This is a genomic window from Streptosporangium oxazolinicum (genome assembly GCF_039537505.1).
In the GTDB taxonomy this organism is placed as follows: Bacteria; Actinomycetota; Actinomycetes; order Streptosporangiales; family Streptosporangiaceae; genus Streptosporangium; species Streptosporangium oxazolinicum.
In genome coordinates, this window is the sequence record NZ_BAABAQ010000010.1 from 116,218 (window position 1) to 130,143 (window position 13,926).

Annotated in this window: 15 protein-coding genes; 11 read left to right on the forward strand and 4 right to left on the reverse strand. The window is 71.2% G+C overall.

All coding sequences use genetic code 11. The annotated features are described in order from the left end of the window. Positions 1 to 81 precede the first annotated feature (81 nt). Entirely contained in the window at positions 82 to 1,824 is a 1,743-nt protein-coding gene (locus tag ABD817_RS25120; RefSeq protein WP_344920586.1) for a proline--tRNA ligase, read from the forward strand. Positions 1,825 to 2,074: 250 nt separating this feature from the next. Here the strand turns inward: ABD817_RS25120 and ABD817_RS25125 are convergent, their stop codons facing one another. The 4 genes from ABD817_RS25125 to ABD817_RS25140 form a co-directional block, all read right to left on the reverse strand. After that, positions 2,075 to 2,284, reverse strand: coding sequence for a DUF4236 domain-containing protein (locus ABD817_RS25125; RefSeq protein WP_344920587.1), 210 nt, complete (start codon positions 2,282 to 2,284; stop codon positions 2,075 to 2,077). A 101-nt stretch (positions 2,285 to 2,385) separates the two neighbouring features. After that, on the reverse strand, positions 2,386 to 2,583 hold the full coding sequence (locus ABD817_RS25130; protein WP_344920588.1) for a DUF4236 domain-containing protein: 198 nt from the start codon (positions 2,581 to 2,583) through the stop codon (positions 2,386 to 2,388). A gap of 307 nt (positions 2,584 to 2,890) precedes the next feature. Continuing rightward, positions 2,891 to 3,385 carry a ferritin-like domain-containing protein gene (locus ABD817_RS25135; protein WP_344920589.1) on the reverse strand — a complete coding sequence of 165 codons (495 nt, stop codon included), beginning with the start codon at positions 3,383 to 3,385 and terminating at the stop codon, positions 2,891 to 2,893. Then, complete coding sequence (locus ABD817_RS25140) at positions 3,382 to 3,873, reverse strand: hypothetical protein (protein WP_344920590.1); 492 nt, start codon at positions 3,871 to 3,873, stop codon at positions 3,382 to 3,384. Before ABD817_RS25140 ends, ABD817_RS25135 begins: the two co-directional genes overlap by 4 nt. Positions 3,874 to 4,064: 191 nt before the next feature. On the opposite strand from ABD817_RS25140, the gene rimP reads away from it, so the two are divergent. The 10 genes from rimP (at position 4,065) to rpsO (ending at position 13,721) form a co-directional block, all read left to right on the forward strand. Next, positions 4,065 to 4,565 carry a ribosome maturation factor RimP gene (gene rimP / locus ABD817_RS25145; RefSeq protein ID WP_344920591.1) on the forward strand — a complete coding sequence of 167 codons (501 nt, stop codon included), beginning with the start codon at positions 4,065 to 4,067 and terminating at the stop codon, positions 4,563 to 4,565. A 12-nt stretch (positions 4,566 to 4,577) separates the two neighbouring features. Further along, entirely contained in the window at positions 4,578 to 5,585 is a 1,008-nt protein-coding gene (nusA, locus tag ABD817_RS25150; RefSeq protein WP_344920592.1) for a transcription termination factor NusA, read from the forward strand. Then, complete coding sequence (locus ABD817_RS25155; protein ID WP_344920593.1) at positions 5,569 to 5,871, forward strand: YlxR family protein; 303 nt, start codon at positions 5,569 to 5,571, stop codon at positions 5,869 to 5,871. Before nusA ends, ABD817_RS25155 begins: the two co-directional genes overlap by 17 nt. Positions 5,872 to 6,014: 143 nt before the next feature. After that, positions 6,015 to 9,179: a translation initiation factor IF-2 gene (infB, locus tag ABD817_RS25160; protein WP_344920594.1), complete on the forward strand. Its 3,165-nt coding sequence runs from the start codon at positions 6,015 to 6,017 to the stop codon at positions 9,177 to 9,179. 108 nt (positions 9,180 to 9,287) lie between these two features. Further along, the gene (locus ABD817_RS25165) at positions 9,288 to 9,587 is read left to right on the forward strand and encodes a DUF503 domain-containing protein (RefSeq protein ID WP_344920595.1); all 300 of its coding nucleotides are present in this window, start codon (positions 9,288 to 9,290) and stop codon (positions 9,585 to 9,587) included. Positions 9,588 to 9,653: 66 nt separating this feature from the next. Continuing rightward, positions 9,654 to 10,133 carry a 30S ribosome-binding factor RbfA gene (gene rbfA, locus ABD817_RS25170; protein WP_344920596.1) on the forward strand — a complete coding sequence of 160 codons (480 nt, stop codon included), beginning with the start codon at positions 9,654 to 9,656 and terminating at the stop codon, positions 10,131 to 10,133. Continuing rightward, positions 10,130 to 11,134: a DHH family phosphoesterase gene (locus ABD817_RS25175; protein ID WP_344920597.1), complete on the forward strand. Its 1,005-nt coding sequence runs from the start codon at positions 10,130 to 10,132 to the stop codon at positions 11,132 to 11,134. The genes rbfA and ABD817_RS25175 overlap by 4 nt, the downstream gene beginning before the upstream one ends. Before the next feature lie 30 nt (positions 11,135 to 11,164). Next, positions 11,165 to 12,064 (forward strand): tRNA pseudouridine(55) synthase TruB, encoded by a 900-nt coding sequence (gene truB / locus ABD817_RS25180; RefSeq protein ID WP_344920599.1) that lies wholly within the window; start codon positions 11,165 to 11,167, stop codon positions 12,062 to 12,064. 145 nt (positions 12,065 to 12,209) lie between these two features. Beyond that, positions 12,210 to 13,163, forward strand: a complete 954-nt coding sequence (locus tag ABD817_RS25185; RefSeq protein WP_344920600.1) for a bifunctional riboflavin kinase/FAD synthetase — start codon at positions 12,210 to 12,212, stop codon at positions 13,161 to 13,163. 288 nt (positions 13,164 to 13,451) lie between these two features. Further along, positions 13,452 to 13,721, forward strand: a complete 270-nt coding sequence (gene rpsO, locus ABD817_RS25190) for a 30S ribosomal protein S15 (RefSeq protein WP_344920601.1) — start codon at positions 13,452 to 13,454, stop codon at positions 13,719 to 13,721. The last annotated feature ends 205 nt before the right edge of the window (positions 13,722 to 13,926 follow it).

The following is a 13,926-nucleotide window of genomic DNA, read 5'->3' on the forward strand; positions in this document are numbered from 1 at the left end:
CGGAAGCGGTCGACGGCAGACAATCGGCTTGCGAGACTCGATAGCCTGTAGAGCATCGAACCTCGCCAACTAGGAGTAGCCGTGCTGCTGCGCATGTCGTCGCTGTTTCTTCGAACGCTGAGGGACGACCCGGCAGACGCGGAAGTCCCGAGCCACAAGCTGCTCGTCCGCGCCGGTTACGTCCGCCGCGTCGCCCCCGGCGTCTACTCCTGGCTGCCGCTCGGCAAGACGGTCCTGGAGAACGTCACGCGCGTCGTGCGCGAGGAGATGAACCGCATGGGCGGCCAGGAGGTGCTCTTCCCCGCCCTGCTGCCCCGCGAATACTACGAGGCGACCGGCCGCTGGACCGAGTACGGCGACACGCTCTTCCGCCTCAAGGACCGCAAGGGGGCCGACTATCTCCTCGGTCCCACCCACGAGGAGATGTTCACCGACATGGTCAAGGGGGAGTACGCCTCCTACAAGGACTATCCGGTGACCCTCTACCAGATCCAGACCAAGTACCGCGACGAGGCCCGTCCCCGGGCCGGCATCCTGCGCGGGCGCGAGTTCATCATGAAGGACTCCTACTCCTTCGACCTCGACGACGACGGCCTCAAGCGCTCCTACGAGCGCCACCGCGAGACCTACGTCAGGACCTTCGACCGCCTCGGCATCGCCTACAAGATCTGCTTCGCCACGTCCGGGGCGATGGGCGGGTCGGCCTCCGAGGAGTTCCTCGCCCCCGCGGCCACCGGCGAGGACACCTTCGTGGCCTGCCACAACTGCGGCTACGCGGCCAACGCGGAGGCCGTCGTCACCCCCGCGCCGGCCGCGATCACCGGTGAGCGGCCCGCCGCGCGAGTGCTCGACACCCCCGACACCCCGACCATCGAGTCCCTGGTCGGCTACGTCAACGAGCACCACGGCCTCGGCGTCACCGCCGCCCAGACGCTCAAGAACATCGTGGTCAAGGTGACCGTCCCCGGCTCGGACAAGACCGAGACCCTGGTCGTCGGCGTGCCCGGAGACCGCGAGGTCGACTTCAAGCGGCTGGAGGCCTCCCTGGCCCCCGGCGAGCCCGCGATCTTCGAGGCCGAGGACTTCGCCAGGCACCCCGGCCTGGTCCGCGGCTACATCGGCCCGCAGGTCCTCAAGGACCTCGGCATCCGCTACCTCGTCGACCCCCGCGTGGTCGACGGCTCCGCCTGGGTGACCGGTGCCAACGAGCCCGGCAAGCACGCCGCGGACGTCGTCGCGGGCCGTGACTTCGCCGCCGACGGCACCATCGAGGCCGCCGAGGTCCGCGCGGGCGACGCCTGCCCGGTCTGCGGCTCCGGCCTGTCCATCGACCGCGGCATCGAGATCGGCCACATCTTCCAGCTCGGCCGCAAGTACGCCGACGCCGCGAAGCTCGACGCCCTCGGCCCCGACGGCAAGCCGATCCGGGTCACCATGGGCTCCTACGGCATCGGTGTCTCCCGGGCCGTGGCGGTGCTGGCCGAGCAGACGCACGACGAGCTCGGCCTGGTCTGGCCCCGCGAGGTCGCCCCCGCCGACGTCCACGTCGTGGGCACCGGCAAGGACGGCCAGGTCGAGGCCGCCACCCGGATCGCCGAGGAGCTGGAGGGCCGAGGGCTGCGCGTCCTGGTGGACGACCGCGCCGGCGTCTCGCCGGGTGTGAAGTTCAAGGACGCCGAGCTGCTCGGCATGCCGACGATCCTGATCGTCGGCCGCGGCCTCACCCAGGGCGTCGCGGAGCTGCGCGACCGCGCCACCGGCGCCAAGGAGGAGATCCCGCTCGCCGAGGCCGTCGACCGCGTCGTGGCGGCCTGCCGGGGGTGATCTCGATCGGCCAGGGGAAACCCGCGCCGCCGGGGGAGATCCCGGACGCCTCCCAGGGTGCTTTGTGCCATCGAGGGTGATCCCCAACGCTCGCCGGGAGTGATCCCTGGCTCCGGGGGTGACGAGGATCGCGACAACGGCTGGACGGCCCGGTAGAGGCGCGACACCCCATATACACGGGAGAGCGGCCCACCCCTTCGAAGGGGTGGGCCGCTCTCCCGTGTATATGGCCCGCTGTGTGTGGCCCGCGTCAGTAGTGGTGGTGACGGTATCGGGAGCTCCGGCCGATCGCCTTGCCCACGTGGAACCCGCCCGGCAGGTTGACGGTCACGTATTTGCGGCCGTCGGGAGTCCTGGTGACGTGAAATCTGCGACTGCCGAAACTGTGGCCGACCCCTCGCGGGGACAGGTCGATCCTGAAGGGACCGACTTTGATCGACTTTCTGTATCCCCAGCCCATTGCCTTCTCCCCGAACTCCCCGGACTCCGCGGACTTCCCAAAACGCCGCGTCGTGTCATGAGAACGAGCGACGCCCGCGAACGGTTCCCGGGTAATGCCCATCAGCGACGGCTGCCGCTGCCGCTGAGTGTCTTGCGCCAGTGGAAGCCACCGGGAAGATTGACGCTCAGAGTGCGGCGCCCATCGGCCGTCTTGGTGACTCTGAAGGCGCGGTTTCCCCAGCTGTGACCCACTCCGCTCCGCGAAAGGTTAAGACGGAACGGACCGAACTTCATGGATTTCCGGTATCCCCAGCCCATTGCTTCCTCCTTAGGCGTATTTCGCGAGACTCAGCTACCCGGCAGCCGCGATGCAAACATGGTCGAAAGCGGGTTTGAATCGTGGCTCGCGAATCCGGAACCCCCCATTGAAGATCGATTTCCGCGCTGACCAGTCCGACCCCCGCGCTTCCCCCGGAAGGCGGCCACCCGCGAAAACCGGCGGGAAACGTCACCGGGACACGGTCGCGCCGGCCGGTGGTCTCGGGCGCCCATCGGGACGCGACCGCGACGGGGTCCGGTGCTCTCGGACGCTCACCGGGACGCGATCACGGTGAGAGGCACGTGCTCACCCGGACGTGGTCGCGGTTGGGGTGGCGGTGCCGGTGGGGGTGGGTTCCGGCGCCGTCCTGGGCGGCATGCCGGGAAAGGCGTCGATCTCGGGACGCAGGCTGTAGGAGCGGGTGACGCACTCCTGCATGACCAGCGCGGCCAGCTCGCGCAGGGCGGTGTCCGTGGACGCCGCCAGCTCCAGGTAGGCGCCGGTCACCCCCCGCTCGACCAGCACGGCCAGCTCCACCGCCTGGGCCGGGCTGGACGGCGTGACCGGGAGCTCGTACACCGCCTTCGGCTCGGCGGGCGTGCCGCCCGCGGCGATGACCATGGTGCGGAGCCGGTCGCGGTGGGCCCGGTGGGCGTTGTAGGCCGTCGTCATCGCCGCGCGCAGCCTGCCCGTGGTCCTGGCCCCCAGGACCCCGTACGCGTACACGGCGGCGTGCTCGGCCGCCAGCGCCGCGCCGAGTCCCTGATCGGCCCCCGCGCCGGACCCCGAGGCGCCCCTCACAACGGCCCCGACAGGGCCAGGGCGTGCGCGGCCTCGCAGGCGCCGATGGACGCGAGCAGCTGGGCCAGCGGGGGTGACACCCCCGCGATCTGGCGGGTGCGCAGCGCCGCGGCCCTGCGTTCCAGGTTGCGCAGGGTCCGTACCGACGCGGCGCCCTGGGGCGCGCTCCCGGACGGAGACGGCGTGGACGACGGCGCGGGGGCCGAGGCCGTGGACACCGGGGCGGGCGGCAGGCGGCGGCGGAGCTCGGCCAGATGGGCCTCGTGCCGCTGCCTGAAGGGTTCGAGCCGGGGCGAGGCGGCCGAGGCGTACAGCGCGACGGTCCGCTCCTTGCCCGCGATCAGCTCACGCAGGAGCAGCGTCTCGGGGTCGGGTGGCGCGGCCACGGGCGGCGGCACCCGCTCCTCGGCGGCGCACCCCGCGACCGTCGCGGCTGTCACCCCGAGAGCGCCGCCCCGCAGCAGGGCGCGCCGGGAGACGGAACGCACGGCGACCTCCGGTTCTGTGTCGGCAGCTGACGCACTTAGCATCGTACGGGCTTGGAATAATGGCACTCACCTCGCTTCTCGGGCGGCTCCGCCACACCGAGTGGCGCTGTTTCTACGCCCTGGTGTGGATAGGCTGGTTAATCGCATGGGCGAGGTCCGCCCGGCTGAGATCGTGACAATGGGAGGTCGGCATGGGCAGCGCCACATCCCGCGACCGCCTGATGAAGCTTCTGGAACCCGTCGTCGGGGCCGAAGGGCTCGACTTGGAGGACGTCACGGTCACCCCCGCGGGCAAGCGGCGGCTGCTGCGTGTCGTGGTCGACCGTGACGGCGGCGTGAGCCTCGACGACGTCGCGGAGGTCAGCCACGCCGTCTCGGCGACGCTGGACGCCGACGACGCGATGGGGGCCACCCCGTACGTGCTGGAGGTCTCCTCCCCGGGGGTCGACCGCCCCCTCACCGAGCCGCGCCACTGGCGCCGCGCGGTGAAGAGGCTGGTCAAGGCCGACCTGCGGGACGGCACCGCCGTGGAGGGCCGGATCGTCGCCACCGACGAGACCGGCGTGGAGCTGGACGTCGACGGCGCGCCGCGCCGCATCGACTATGAGGACCTGACCCGAGGACGGGTGCAGGTGGAATTCCGCCGGCTCGACGACGCCGAAGACGACGGCGAAGACGGCGACGAGGGCTAAGGGGGAAGCCTCGTGGACATCGACATGAGCGTCCTGCGCAGCCTGGAGCGGGAGAAGGACATCTCCTTCGACCTGGTCGTCAAGGCGATCGAGGACGCGCTGCTGATCGCGTATTTCCGGAGTGAGGGCGCGGCGGCCAAGGCGCGCGCCGAGCTCGACCGCAAGTCCGGGCACGTGACCATCTTCGCCGCCGAGCTCGACGACGAGAGCGGGGAGGTGCTCAGGGAGTTCGACGACACCCCGGGCAACTTCAGCCGCATCGCCGCGACCACGGCCAAGCAGGTCATCCTGCAGCAGCTCCGCGACGCCGAGGACGAGATCAACTTCGGTGAGTTCGCCAGCCGCGAGGGCGAGCTCGTGGCGGGGGTCATCCAGCAGGGCAAGGACCCGAGGGTCGTCCTGGTCGACCTGGGCAAGATCGAGGCGGTGCTGCCGCACAGCGAGCAGGTCCCGGGCGAGGAGTACGTCCACGGCGACCGCATCCGCTGCTACGTGGTGCAGGTCAAGAAGGGCCACAAGGGCCCCTCGGTGACCCTGTCGCGCACCCACCCCGGCCTGGTGAAGAAGCTCTTCGCGCTGGAGGTGCCCGAGATCGCCGACGGCACGGTCGAGATCGCCGCCGTCGCCCGCGAGGCCGGTCACCGCACCAAGCTCGCGGTCCGGTCCCGGCGCCCGGGGGTGAACGCCAAGGGCGCCTGCATCGGCCCGATGGGCTCGCGGGTGCGCAACGTGATGACGGAGCTGCACGGCGAGAAGATCGACATCATCGACTGGTCGGAGGATCCCGCGGATTTCGTGGGGAATGCGCTGTCCCCGGCCCGTGTTTCCCACGTAGAGGTGATCGACTTGGACGGCCGCGCCGCGCGCGTGACCGTGCCGGACTACCAGCTCTCCCTCGCCATCGGCAAGGAGGGGCAGAACGCCCGGCTGGCCGCCCGCCTCACCGGCTGGCGGATCGACATCCGTCCCGACACCCAGCCGGGGGACGCGGCCGGTTCCGCAGATGCGCCCACACGGTAAGCTGGAATATGGTGGCCAGGCTGCCCCACTGAGAACATGTGTGGGGTGCCGGGTTCGCACGGTTTCCTCCGAGCTGCTCCGCCTGGTGGTGGTCGAGGGCGTTATCGTCCCTGACCTGCGAAGACGGCTCCAAGGGCGTGGTGCTTCACTGCATCCCACCTTGAGCTGTCTCGAACTCGCAGAGCGTCGCCGAGCGTTTCCGCGTGCTTTTCGCGTCGCGGAAACGCTCGACCTGTCGCGGCTGCGCGGCCACCTGGAAGAGCAACAGGCTGAAAGGATCGGGTGAAATGGTTACCGACTGTCATGTAGGACGCCGATTTGATGGGCTGGTCAGATAGCTATGAGCGCCTGATGAGCATGCGGCGATGAGTACGTCAACGTAACGACGGTCCGGCGGCACCGCCTCCCGGGCCGAGACAAGGGAGTGCAGTGGCGAAGGTCCGGGTATACGAGCTCGCCAAGGAGTTCGGTGTGGAGAGCAAGGTCGTCATGGCCAAGCTCCAGGAGATGGGCGAGTTCGTGCGTTCGGCGTCCTCGACTATCGAAGCACCGGTAGTCCGCAGGCTCACGGAAGCTTTGGGCGGCCCCAGCAAGGGCTCGTCCGACAGGGGCAGAGGCCCCAGGCCGCCTCAGGCGGCCCCTCGGCCGGGTGACGGCCAGCCAAACGGCGCCCCCTCGGCGTCGACATCGATCCCCAAGCCGGGACCGGCCCCCAGGCCGGGTCCTCGTCCGGGGCCCGTACCGGCTCGTCCCGCGGCCACCGCGCCGCAGGCCCCGCCGGTCGTTCCTCCGGCTCCGCCGGCCCAGCCCCCGCAGCCGCCGCGTCAGCAGCCGCCGCAGGTGCAGGCGCCGCGGTTCGAGGCGCCCCGCACCGACGGCGGTCGCCCCGCGTCCTCCGGTCCCAAGCCGGGTCCCAGGCCCGCGCCGCGTCCGGGTCCCGCGCCGCGCCCCGAGGCGCGTCCCGAGGGCGGTCGTCCCGCGGGCGGTCCGGGTGGAGCGCCCTCGGGCCCCAGGCCCGGTGCCGGTGCCCCCGGTGCCGGTGCGCCCAAGCCCGGCCCGCGTCCGGGCCCGCGCGGTCCGCGCCCCGGCAACAACCCGTTCTCGTCGAACGCCAGCGGCATGGGCCAGGCCCGTCCGCCGCGCGCCGGCGGCCCCGGTGGTCCCGGTGGCCCCGGCCGTGACGGCGGTCCCGGAGACAGGGGTCCGCGTCCCGGTCCCCGCGAGGACCGCGGTCCTCGTCAGGACCGCGACAACGCCGGCCCCCGCCCGCCCGGCGCCCGTTCGGGCCCGCCCGGATCCGGTGGCCCGCGTCCGGGTCCCGGCGCCGGTGGCCCGCGTCCCGGTGGCGGTGCCGGTGGTCCCGGTGGCCCGCGTCCCGGTGGTCCGCGTCCCAGCCCGATGATGATGCCCCAGGGCCGGCCCGCCGGTCCCGGTGGCGGTGGTGGCGGCGCCGGCCGTCCCGGCGGTGGCGCGGGTGCCGGTCGTCCCGGTGGCGGCGCCGGTCGTCCCGGCGGTGGCGGCGGTCGTCCCGGTGGCGGCGGTTTCGCCGGTCGCCCGGGTGGCGGTGGAGGCGCCGGTCGTCCCGGCACCGGAACCGGTGGTCCCGGTGGCGGTGGCGGCGGTTTCGCCGGTCGTCCCGGTGGCGGTGGCCGTGGTCGCGGTGGAGGCACCGCGGGCGCGTTCGGCCGTCCCGGAGGACGCCCGACCCGCGGTCGCAAGTCCAAGCGCCAGCGGCGTCAAGAGTTCGACAACATGCAGGCCCCGGCGATCGGCGGCGTGCAGGCCCCTCGCGGCAACGGGCAGACGATCCGCCTGTCGCGCGGCGCCTCCCTGTCGGACTTCGCCGACAAGATCGGCGCGATCCCGGCGTCCCTGGTGCAGATCATGCTGCACCTGGGCGAGATGGTGACCGCCACGCAGTCGGTCAACGAGGAGACGCTCCAGCTTCTGGCCGCCGAGCTCGACTACAACCTGCTTGTGGTCAGCCCGGAGGAGGAGGACCGCGAGCTCCTGGAGACCTTCGACATCGAGTTCGGCGAGGACGAGGGCGACGAGTCCGACCTGGTCGCGCGCCCGCCGGTGGTGACCGTCATGGGTCACGTCGACCACGGTAAGACCAAGCTGCTCGACGCCATCCGCAACACCAACGAGGTGGCGCGGGAGGCGGGTGGCATCACCCAGCACATCGGTGCCTACCAGATCACCACCGTGCACGAGGACGAAGACCGGAAGATCACCTTCATCGACACCCCGGGTCACGAGGCGTTCACCGCCATGCGTGCCCGAGGCGCCAAGGTGACCGACATCGCCGTCCTGGTCGTCGCGGCCGACGACGGTGTGAAGCCGCAGACCGTCGAGGCGCTCAACCACGCCCAGGCGGCCGACGTGCCGATCGTCGTCGCGGTCAACAAGGTCGACAAGGAGGGCGCCGACCCGGGCAAGGTGCGCGCCCAGCTCACCGAGTACGGCCTGGTCGCCGAGGAGTACGGCGGCACCACGATGTTCGTCGACATCTCCGCCAAGAACGGGATCGGCATCGAGCAGCTGCTCGAGGCCATCCTGCTCACCGCGGACGCCGAGCTCGACCTGCGGGCCAACGCCACGATGGACGCCCAGGGCGTCGCCATCGAGGCGCACCTCGACAAGGGCCGAGGCCCGGTCGCGACCGTGCTGGTCCAGCGCGGCACGCTCCGCGTCGGCGACTCGATCGTCTGTGGCGAGGCCTTCGGCCGCGTCCGGGCGATGCTCGACGACAAGGGCGAGGCGATCCCGGAGGCCGACCCGTCCCGTCCGGTGCAGGTCCTCGGTCTGACCGCGACGCCGGGAGCCGGTGACAACTTCATCGTCGTCACCGACGACCGGATGGCGCGCCAGATCGCCCAGCAGCGCGCCGCGCGCAAGCGCATCGCGGACATGGCCAAGTCCGGCCGTCGCCGCACCCTCGAAGAGCTCTTCAGCGAGATGGAGAAGGGCCAGGTCGACGAGCTCAAGCTCATCATCAAGGGTGACGTCTCCGGTTCCGTCGAGGCCCTGGAGGACGCGCTGCTCAAGATCGACGTCGGCGACGAGGTGCGCCTGCGGGTGCTCCACCGCGCCGTCGGTGCGATCACCGAGTACGACGTCAACCTGGCGGTCGCCGACGACAACGCCGTCATCATCGGCTTCAACGTGCGTCCCGAGGTCAGGGCGCGCGACCTGGCCGAGCGCGAGGGCGTCGACATCCGCTACTACTCGGTCATCTACCAGGCGATCGAGGAGATCGAGGCGGCCCTCAAGGGCATGCTCAAGCCGGAGTTCGAAGAGGTCCAGATGGGCACCGCCGAAGTCCGCGAGGTCTTCAAGGTGCCGAAGATCGGCAACATCGCCGGTGCGCTGGTCCGCTCGGGCACGATCGTCCGCAACAGCAAGGCCCGGATCATCCGCGGCGGGGTCGTCATCTCCGACAACCTCAGCGTCTCCTCGCTGCGTCGTTTCAAGGACGACGCGACCGAGGTCCGCGAAGGGTTCGAGTGCGGTATCGGTGTCGGCTACAGCGACATCAAGATCGATGACGTCATCGAGACCTTCGAGATGCGGGAGAAGCCGCGAGCCTGATGCCTCGACAGGCGAAGGAACCGTCCCGCCGGCCGCGCCCCTCGGGTGCGCGGCCGGTGGGCGGGGCCCGAGCCCGTGGCACGGTGACCCCGTGGCGAGTGACCCACTATGTATGTAGGTGCCCTGACATTGGACATCCTGCTCGGCGACGTCCACTCGCTGAAGCAGAAGCGCTCGGTGGTGCGTCCCATCGTCGCCGAGGTGCAGCGACGGTTCCCGGGTGTGGCCGTCGCGGAGACCGGCCACCTTGATCTGCATCGCCGTACCGAGATCGGGATCGCGGTCGTCTCCGCCACCGCCGCCAACTGCGGCGCGGTGCTGGACGACTGCGAGCGCCTGATCGCCTTCCACCCGGAGATCGAGCTGCTGTCCGCCAGACATCGGCTCTACAACGAGGACGAGGACTAGATACGGAGACGGCCGGTCGCGGATCCCCTAACCGCCACCGGCCATCCCCGTGAGAAGGGGGGAGCTATGGACGCCGCACGCGCGCGTAAGATCGCCGACCGGATCCAGCAGATCGTGGCGGAGATGCTGGAGCGCCGGATCAAGGACCCCAGGCTGGGGTTCGTGACCGTGACGGACACGCGCATCACCAACGACCTGAGCGAGGCCACGGTGTTCTACACCGTGTTCGGCTCCGAGGCCGAGCGGGCCGACTCCGCCGTGGCACTGGAGAGCGCCAAGGGGCTCATCCGCTCGGAGGTGGGCCGCCAGACGGGCCTGCGCCACACACCGACACTGACGTTCACCCACGACCCGCTCCCCGACACCGCCCGTCACCTGGAGGACCTGCTCGCCGAGGCGAAGGCCAGGGACGTGGAGATCGCCAAGCGGGCCGAGGGCGCCTCGCACGCAGGGGACGCCGACCCCTACCGCAAGCCCGAGGACAGGGACGACTCCGGGGACGAAGAAGACGAATCCTCGGAACGCGCGGGACACTCCGCGACGTGACGCCCGCCCTGCGTGACGACGACTCGGCGGGCCCGGTGTCCGGTCAGGACTGGGCTCGGGCCGTCGAGCTCATCTCCGACGCGGACGAGATCGCGCTGGCCTGTCACGTCTCGCCCGACGGCGACGCGCTCGGTTCCATGCTGGGCGTCGGGCTCGCGCTGCGCGCGGCGGGCAAGCGGGTCACCGCCTCCTTCGGCGACCGGCGCTTCACGGTGCCCAGGCTGCTGCGTTTCCTCCCCGGGCAGGAGCTGCTGGCCGACCCCGCGCACTACCCCGCCGCACCCGAGGTGATGGTCACCTTCGACGTCCCCACCGTCGGGCGTCTCGGGGTGCTGACCGGCAACACGGTCAAGGCGAACGAGCTGGTCGTGCTGGACCACCATCCCTCCAACACCGGGTTCGGCACCCTCAACCTGGTCGATCCCGGCGCCGCGGCCACCGCCGTGCTCGCCGAGGAGCTGATCCACCGGCTCGGCCTGCCGGTCGACAGGGACATCGCGACCTGCCTGTACGTCGGGCTCGTCACCGACACCGGCTCCTTCAGGCACTCCTCCACCACCCCCGAGGCGCACGCCATGGCCGCCCGGCTGCTGGCGACCGGGCTCGATCCCGAGAGGATCGCCCGCGAGCTGTGGGACCGTTCCCCGTTCGGCTACCTGAAGGTGCTCGGCGTCGTGCTCGACCGGGTGCGCCTGGAGGCCGAGGTGGGCGGCGGCCTGGTCTGGACGTTCGTCACCCGCGCCGACCGCGCCGCGTACGGGCTGCCGTACGACGAGGTGGAGGGGATCATCGACGTGATCCGGCGCACCGACGCGGATGTCGCCACGATCCTCAAGGAGGACGACGACGGCGTCTGGCAGGTCTCCATGCGCTCCAAGGGCGGGGTGGACGTCTCGCGCGTCAGCGCCGCGCTGGGGGGCGGCGGCCACGCCAAGGCGGCGGGTTTCACCTCCCACCAGCCCGTCGAGGAGACGATCGCGAGTCTCCGGGCCCTGCTGTAAAACCTTCCCGGCACGCCTGTGAGGACCGATATGAGTACGGCTCGCGCCAAGCGCACCCCGCCGCCGAGCGGGCTGATCATCGTTGACAAGCCCGCGGAGTGGACCTCGCACGACGTCGTGGCCAAGCTCCGCGGCATCGCGGGCACCCGGAAGGTCGGCCACGCGGGCACCCTCGACCCGATGGCCACCGGCGTGCTGGTGGTCGGGGTCGAGAAGGCCACCCGCCTGCTCGGCCACCTCGCGCTCACCGAGAAGGGCTACGACGCCACGATCCGCCTCGGCCAGACCACCAACACCGACGACGCCGAGGGCGAGATCATCGCCACGGCCTCGGCGGCACACGTCGCCGAGGAGGACGTCAGGAAGGGCGTCGCCACGCTGACCGGCCCGATCACGCAGATCCCGCCGCAGGTCAGCGCCATCAAGGTGAACGGCGAGCGGGCCTACAAGCGGGCCAGGGCGGGCGAGGAGGTCGAGCTCAAGCCTCGCCCGGTGACCGTGTCCGGCTTCGAGATCACCGCCGTACGCCGGCACGGTGACCTCGTCGACGTCGACGCCTCGGTGTCCTGTTCCAGCGGCACCTACATCCGCGCGCTCGCCCGCGACCTGGGCGCCGGCCTGGGGGTCGGCGGCCACCTGACCGCCCTGCGCCGTACCCGGGTGGGTCCCTACGACCTGTCGGCGGCCCACACCCTGGAGCGGCTCGCGGCCGAGTGCGTGATCCTGCCGATGGCCGACGCGGTCGCGGCGGCCTTCCCCCGCCGGGACGTGACCGCCGAGGAGGCGTCCTCCGTGGCGCACGGCGGGCGGCTGCCCGCGCTGGGGCTGGGGGGCGGGCCGATCGGGCTGTTCGGCCCCGACGGCGCCCTGGTGGCGCTGGTGGAGGAGCGGGGCCAGATCGCCAGGTCCCTGGCGGTCTTCGTCCCCTGACGGCCCGGCCGGGGCGTCAGGGGTTCCTCCGGTACCCCCAGGCTCCTCGGGGACGCGCCGTGGGCAAGGGGCTCCCCGATTGGGGAGAAGGGCCGGGAGCATGGCAGGCTTTAGGGGTTCATCCGCTACGAGGGAAGAGGCTGCGGTGCGAGGCTGGCACGGATTGGACGACGTGCCCGAAGACTGGGGCAGGTCCGTCGTCACGATCGGCGTCTTCGACGGCGTTCACCGCGGGCACCAGCAGATGGTGGCCCGTGCCGTCGCGATGGCCGCGCGTCTCGGGGTGTCCTCGGTGGTGGTGACCTTCGACCCGCATCCGGAGGAGGTGGTGCGGCCGGGCACGCACCCTCCGAGGCTGACGACGGCCAGGCACCGCACCGAGCTCCTGGCGGGGCTGGGCGTCGACGCGGTGTGCGTCCTGCCGTTCACGCTGGAGTTCTCCCGGATGAGCCCGGACGAGTTCGTGCAGACCGTGCTCGTCGACCGGCTGCACGCCGCCGGGGTCGTGGTGGGGGAGAACTTCCGCTTCGGCCACAAGGCCGCCGGTGACGTGGAGACGCTGCGCACCCTGGGGGAGAAGTACGACTTCGTGGCCGAGGCGGTCCCGCTGGTCAGCGACGGGGAGACGATCTCCTCCACCCTGATCCGCGAGCAGATCACCTCCGGCGACATGGAGGCGGTCAGGCAGACGCTCGGCCGCCCGCACCGGGTCGAGGGCGTGGTCGTCCGCGGCTACCAGCGCGGCCGGCAGCTCGGTTTCCCGACGGCGAACCTGGAGTCGCCGGAGTTCACCGCGATCCCCGCCGACGGCGTCTACGCCGGCTGGCTGCAGGGTGTCGATACCGGCAATCTGCCCGCGGTGTACGACGGTGAGCGCTGGCCAGCGGCGATCTCCGTGGGCACCAACCCGACCTTCGAGGGCGTGCCCCGCACCGTCGAGGCGTACGCCCTCGACCGCGACGACCTCGATCTCTACGGCGCGCACGTGGCCGTCGACTTCGGGCCGAGGCTGCGCGGCAACACCAGGTTCGACTCGATCGAGGCGCTCGTCGCGCAGATCCACGCCGACGTGGACGAGGTGCGGCGCCTGACGAGCTGACCTTTCCACCGCGATCCCGCGCGATCCCACCCGGCACCTGTGTCCCACGGCTCTCGCGCGGGGTGGCCCTCCGGTTCCGGAAACCCCGGTCCCGCTGGAGTTTCCGGCCGGGGCTCGCCGGGCTCTCCGAGGATGTGCGGGGGCGCCGAAGCCGGTGGTAACCTGGCATGTCAGCTCTGTAACCGGTGTCTTACGACGCCGGTGCTGATCTCGCCACGGCGACTGTAGGCACGCACGGTCGTTCGGGGAGCCGGAATCGCGCGTGCCCGCAGAGGTTCAAGGAGAGAAGTGTCGCTCGACACCGCAGCAAAGAAGCAGATCATCGGTGAGTACGCCAAGGGTGAGACCGACACCGGTTCCCCCGAGGTGCAGATCGCGCTGCTGAGCAAGCGCATCAGCGAGCTCACCGAGCACCTGAAGGTGCACAAGCACGACCACCACAGCCGTCGTGGCCTGCTGCTGCTCGTCGGCCGCCGTCGCCGGCTGCTGAAGTACCTGCAGAGCAAGGACATCACGCGTTACCGCTCGCTCATCGAGCGGCTCGGCCTGCGCCGATAGTGTCATGGGGGAGTGGCGTTCGCGCCGCTCCCCCATCTCATACGGGGTGGTGTCGGCGCGTCGCGCCACGAAGACGCCGCTTCGGTGAGCAAACTGAATAGCCGAGACAGTGCCCCGCGTCCGCAAGCAAGCGCGCCCCACGGCGTCGGAGGGCCGGTCCTCGGTAGTGGCCCCCGGTCATCATGGCACAAGCCATACGGAACCG

What these genes read in the sequence shown, in the direction of transcription:
- ABD817_RS25125 (WP_344920587.1), bottom strand. Translation starts at nt 2,284, where the DNA reads ATGGGCTGGGGATACAGAAAGTCGATCAAAGTCGGTCCCTTCAGGATC.
- ABD817_RS25130 (WP_344920588.1), bottom strand. Translation starts at nt 2,583, where the DNA reads ATGGGCTGGGGATACCGGAAATCCATGAAGTTCGGTCCGTTCCGTCTT.
- rimP (WP_344920591.1), top strand. Translation starts at nt 4,065, where the DNA reads ATGGGCAGCGCCACATCCCGCGACCGCCTGATGAAGCTTCTGGAACCC.
- ABD817_RS25155 (WP_344920593.1), top strand. Translation starts at nt 5,569, where the DNA reads ATGCGCCCACACGGTAAGCTGGAATATGGTGGCCAGGCTGCCCCACTG.
- ABD817_RS25165 (WP_344920595.1), top strand. Translation starts at nt 9,288, where the DNA reads ATGTATGTAGGTGCCCTGACATTGGACATCCTGCTCGGCGACGTCCAC.
- rbfA (WP_344920596.1), top strand. Translation starts at nt 9,654, where the DNA reads ATGGACGCCGCACGCGCGCGTAAGATCGCCGACCGGATCCAGCAGATC.
- truB (WP_344920599.1), top strand. Translation starts at nt 11,165, where the DNA reads ATGAGTACGGCTCGCGCCAAGCGCACCCCGCCGCCGAGCGGGCTGATC.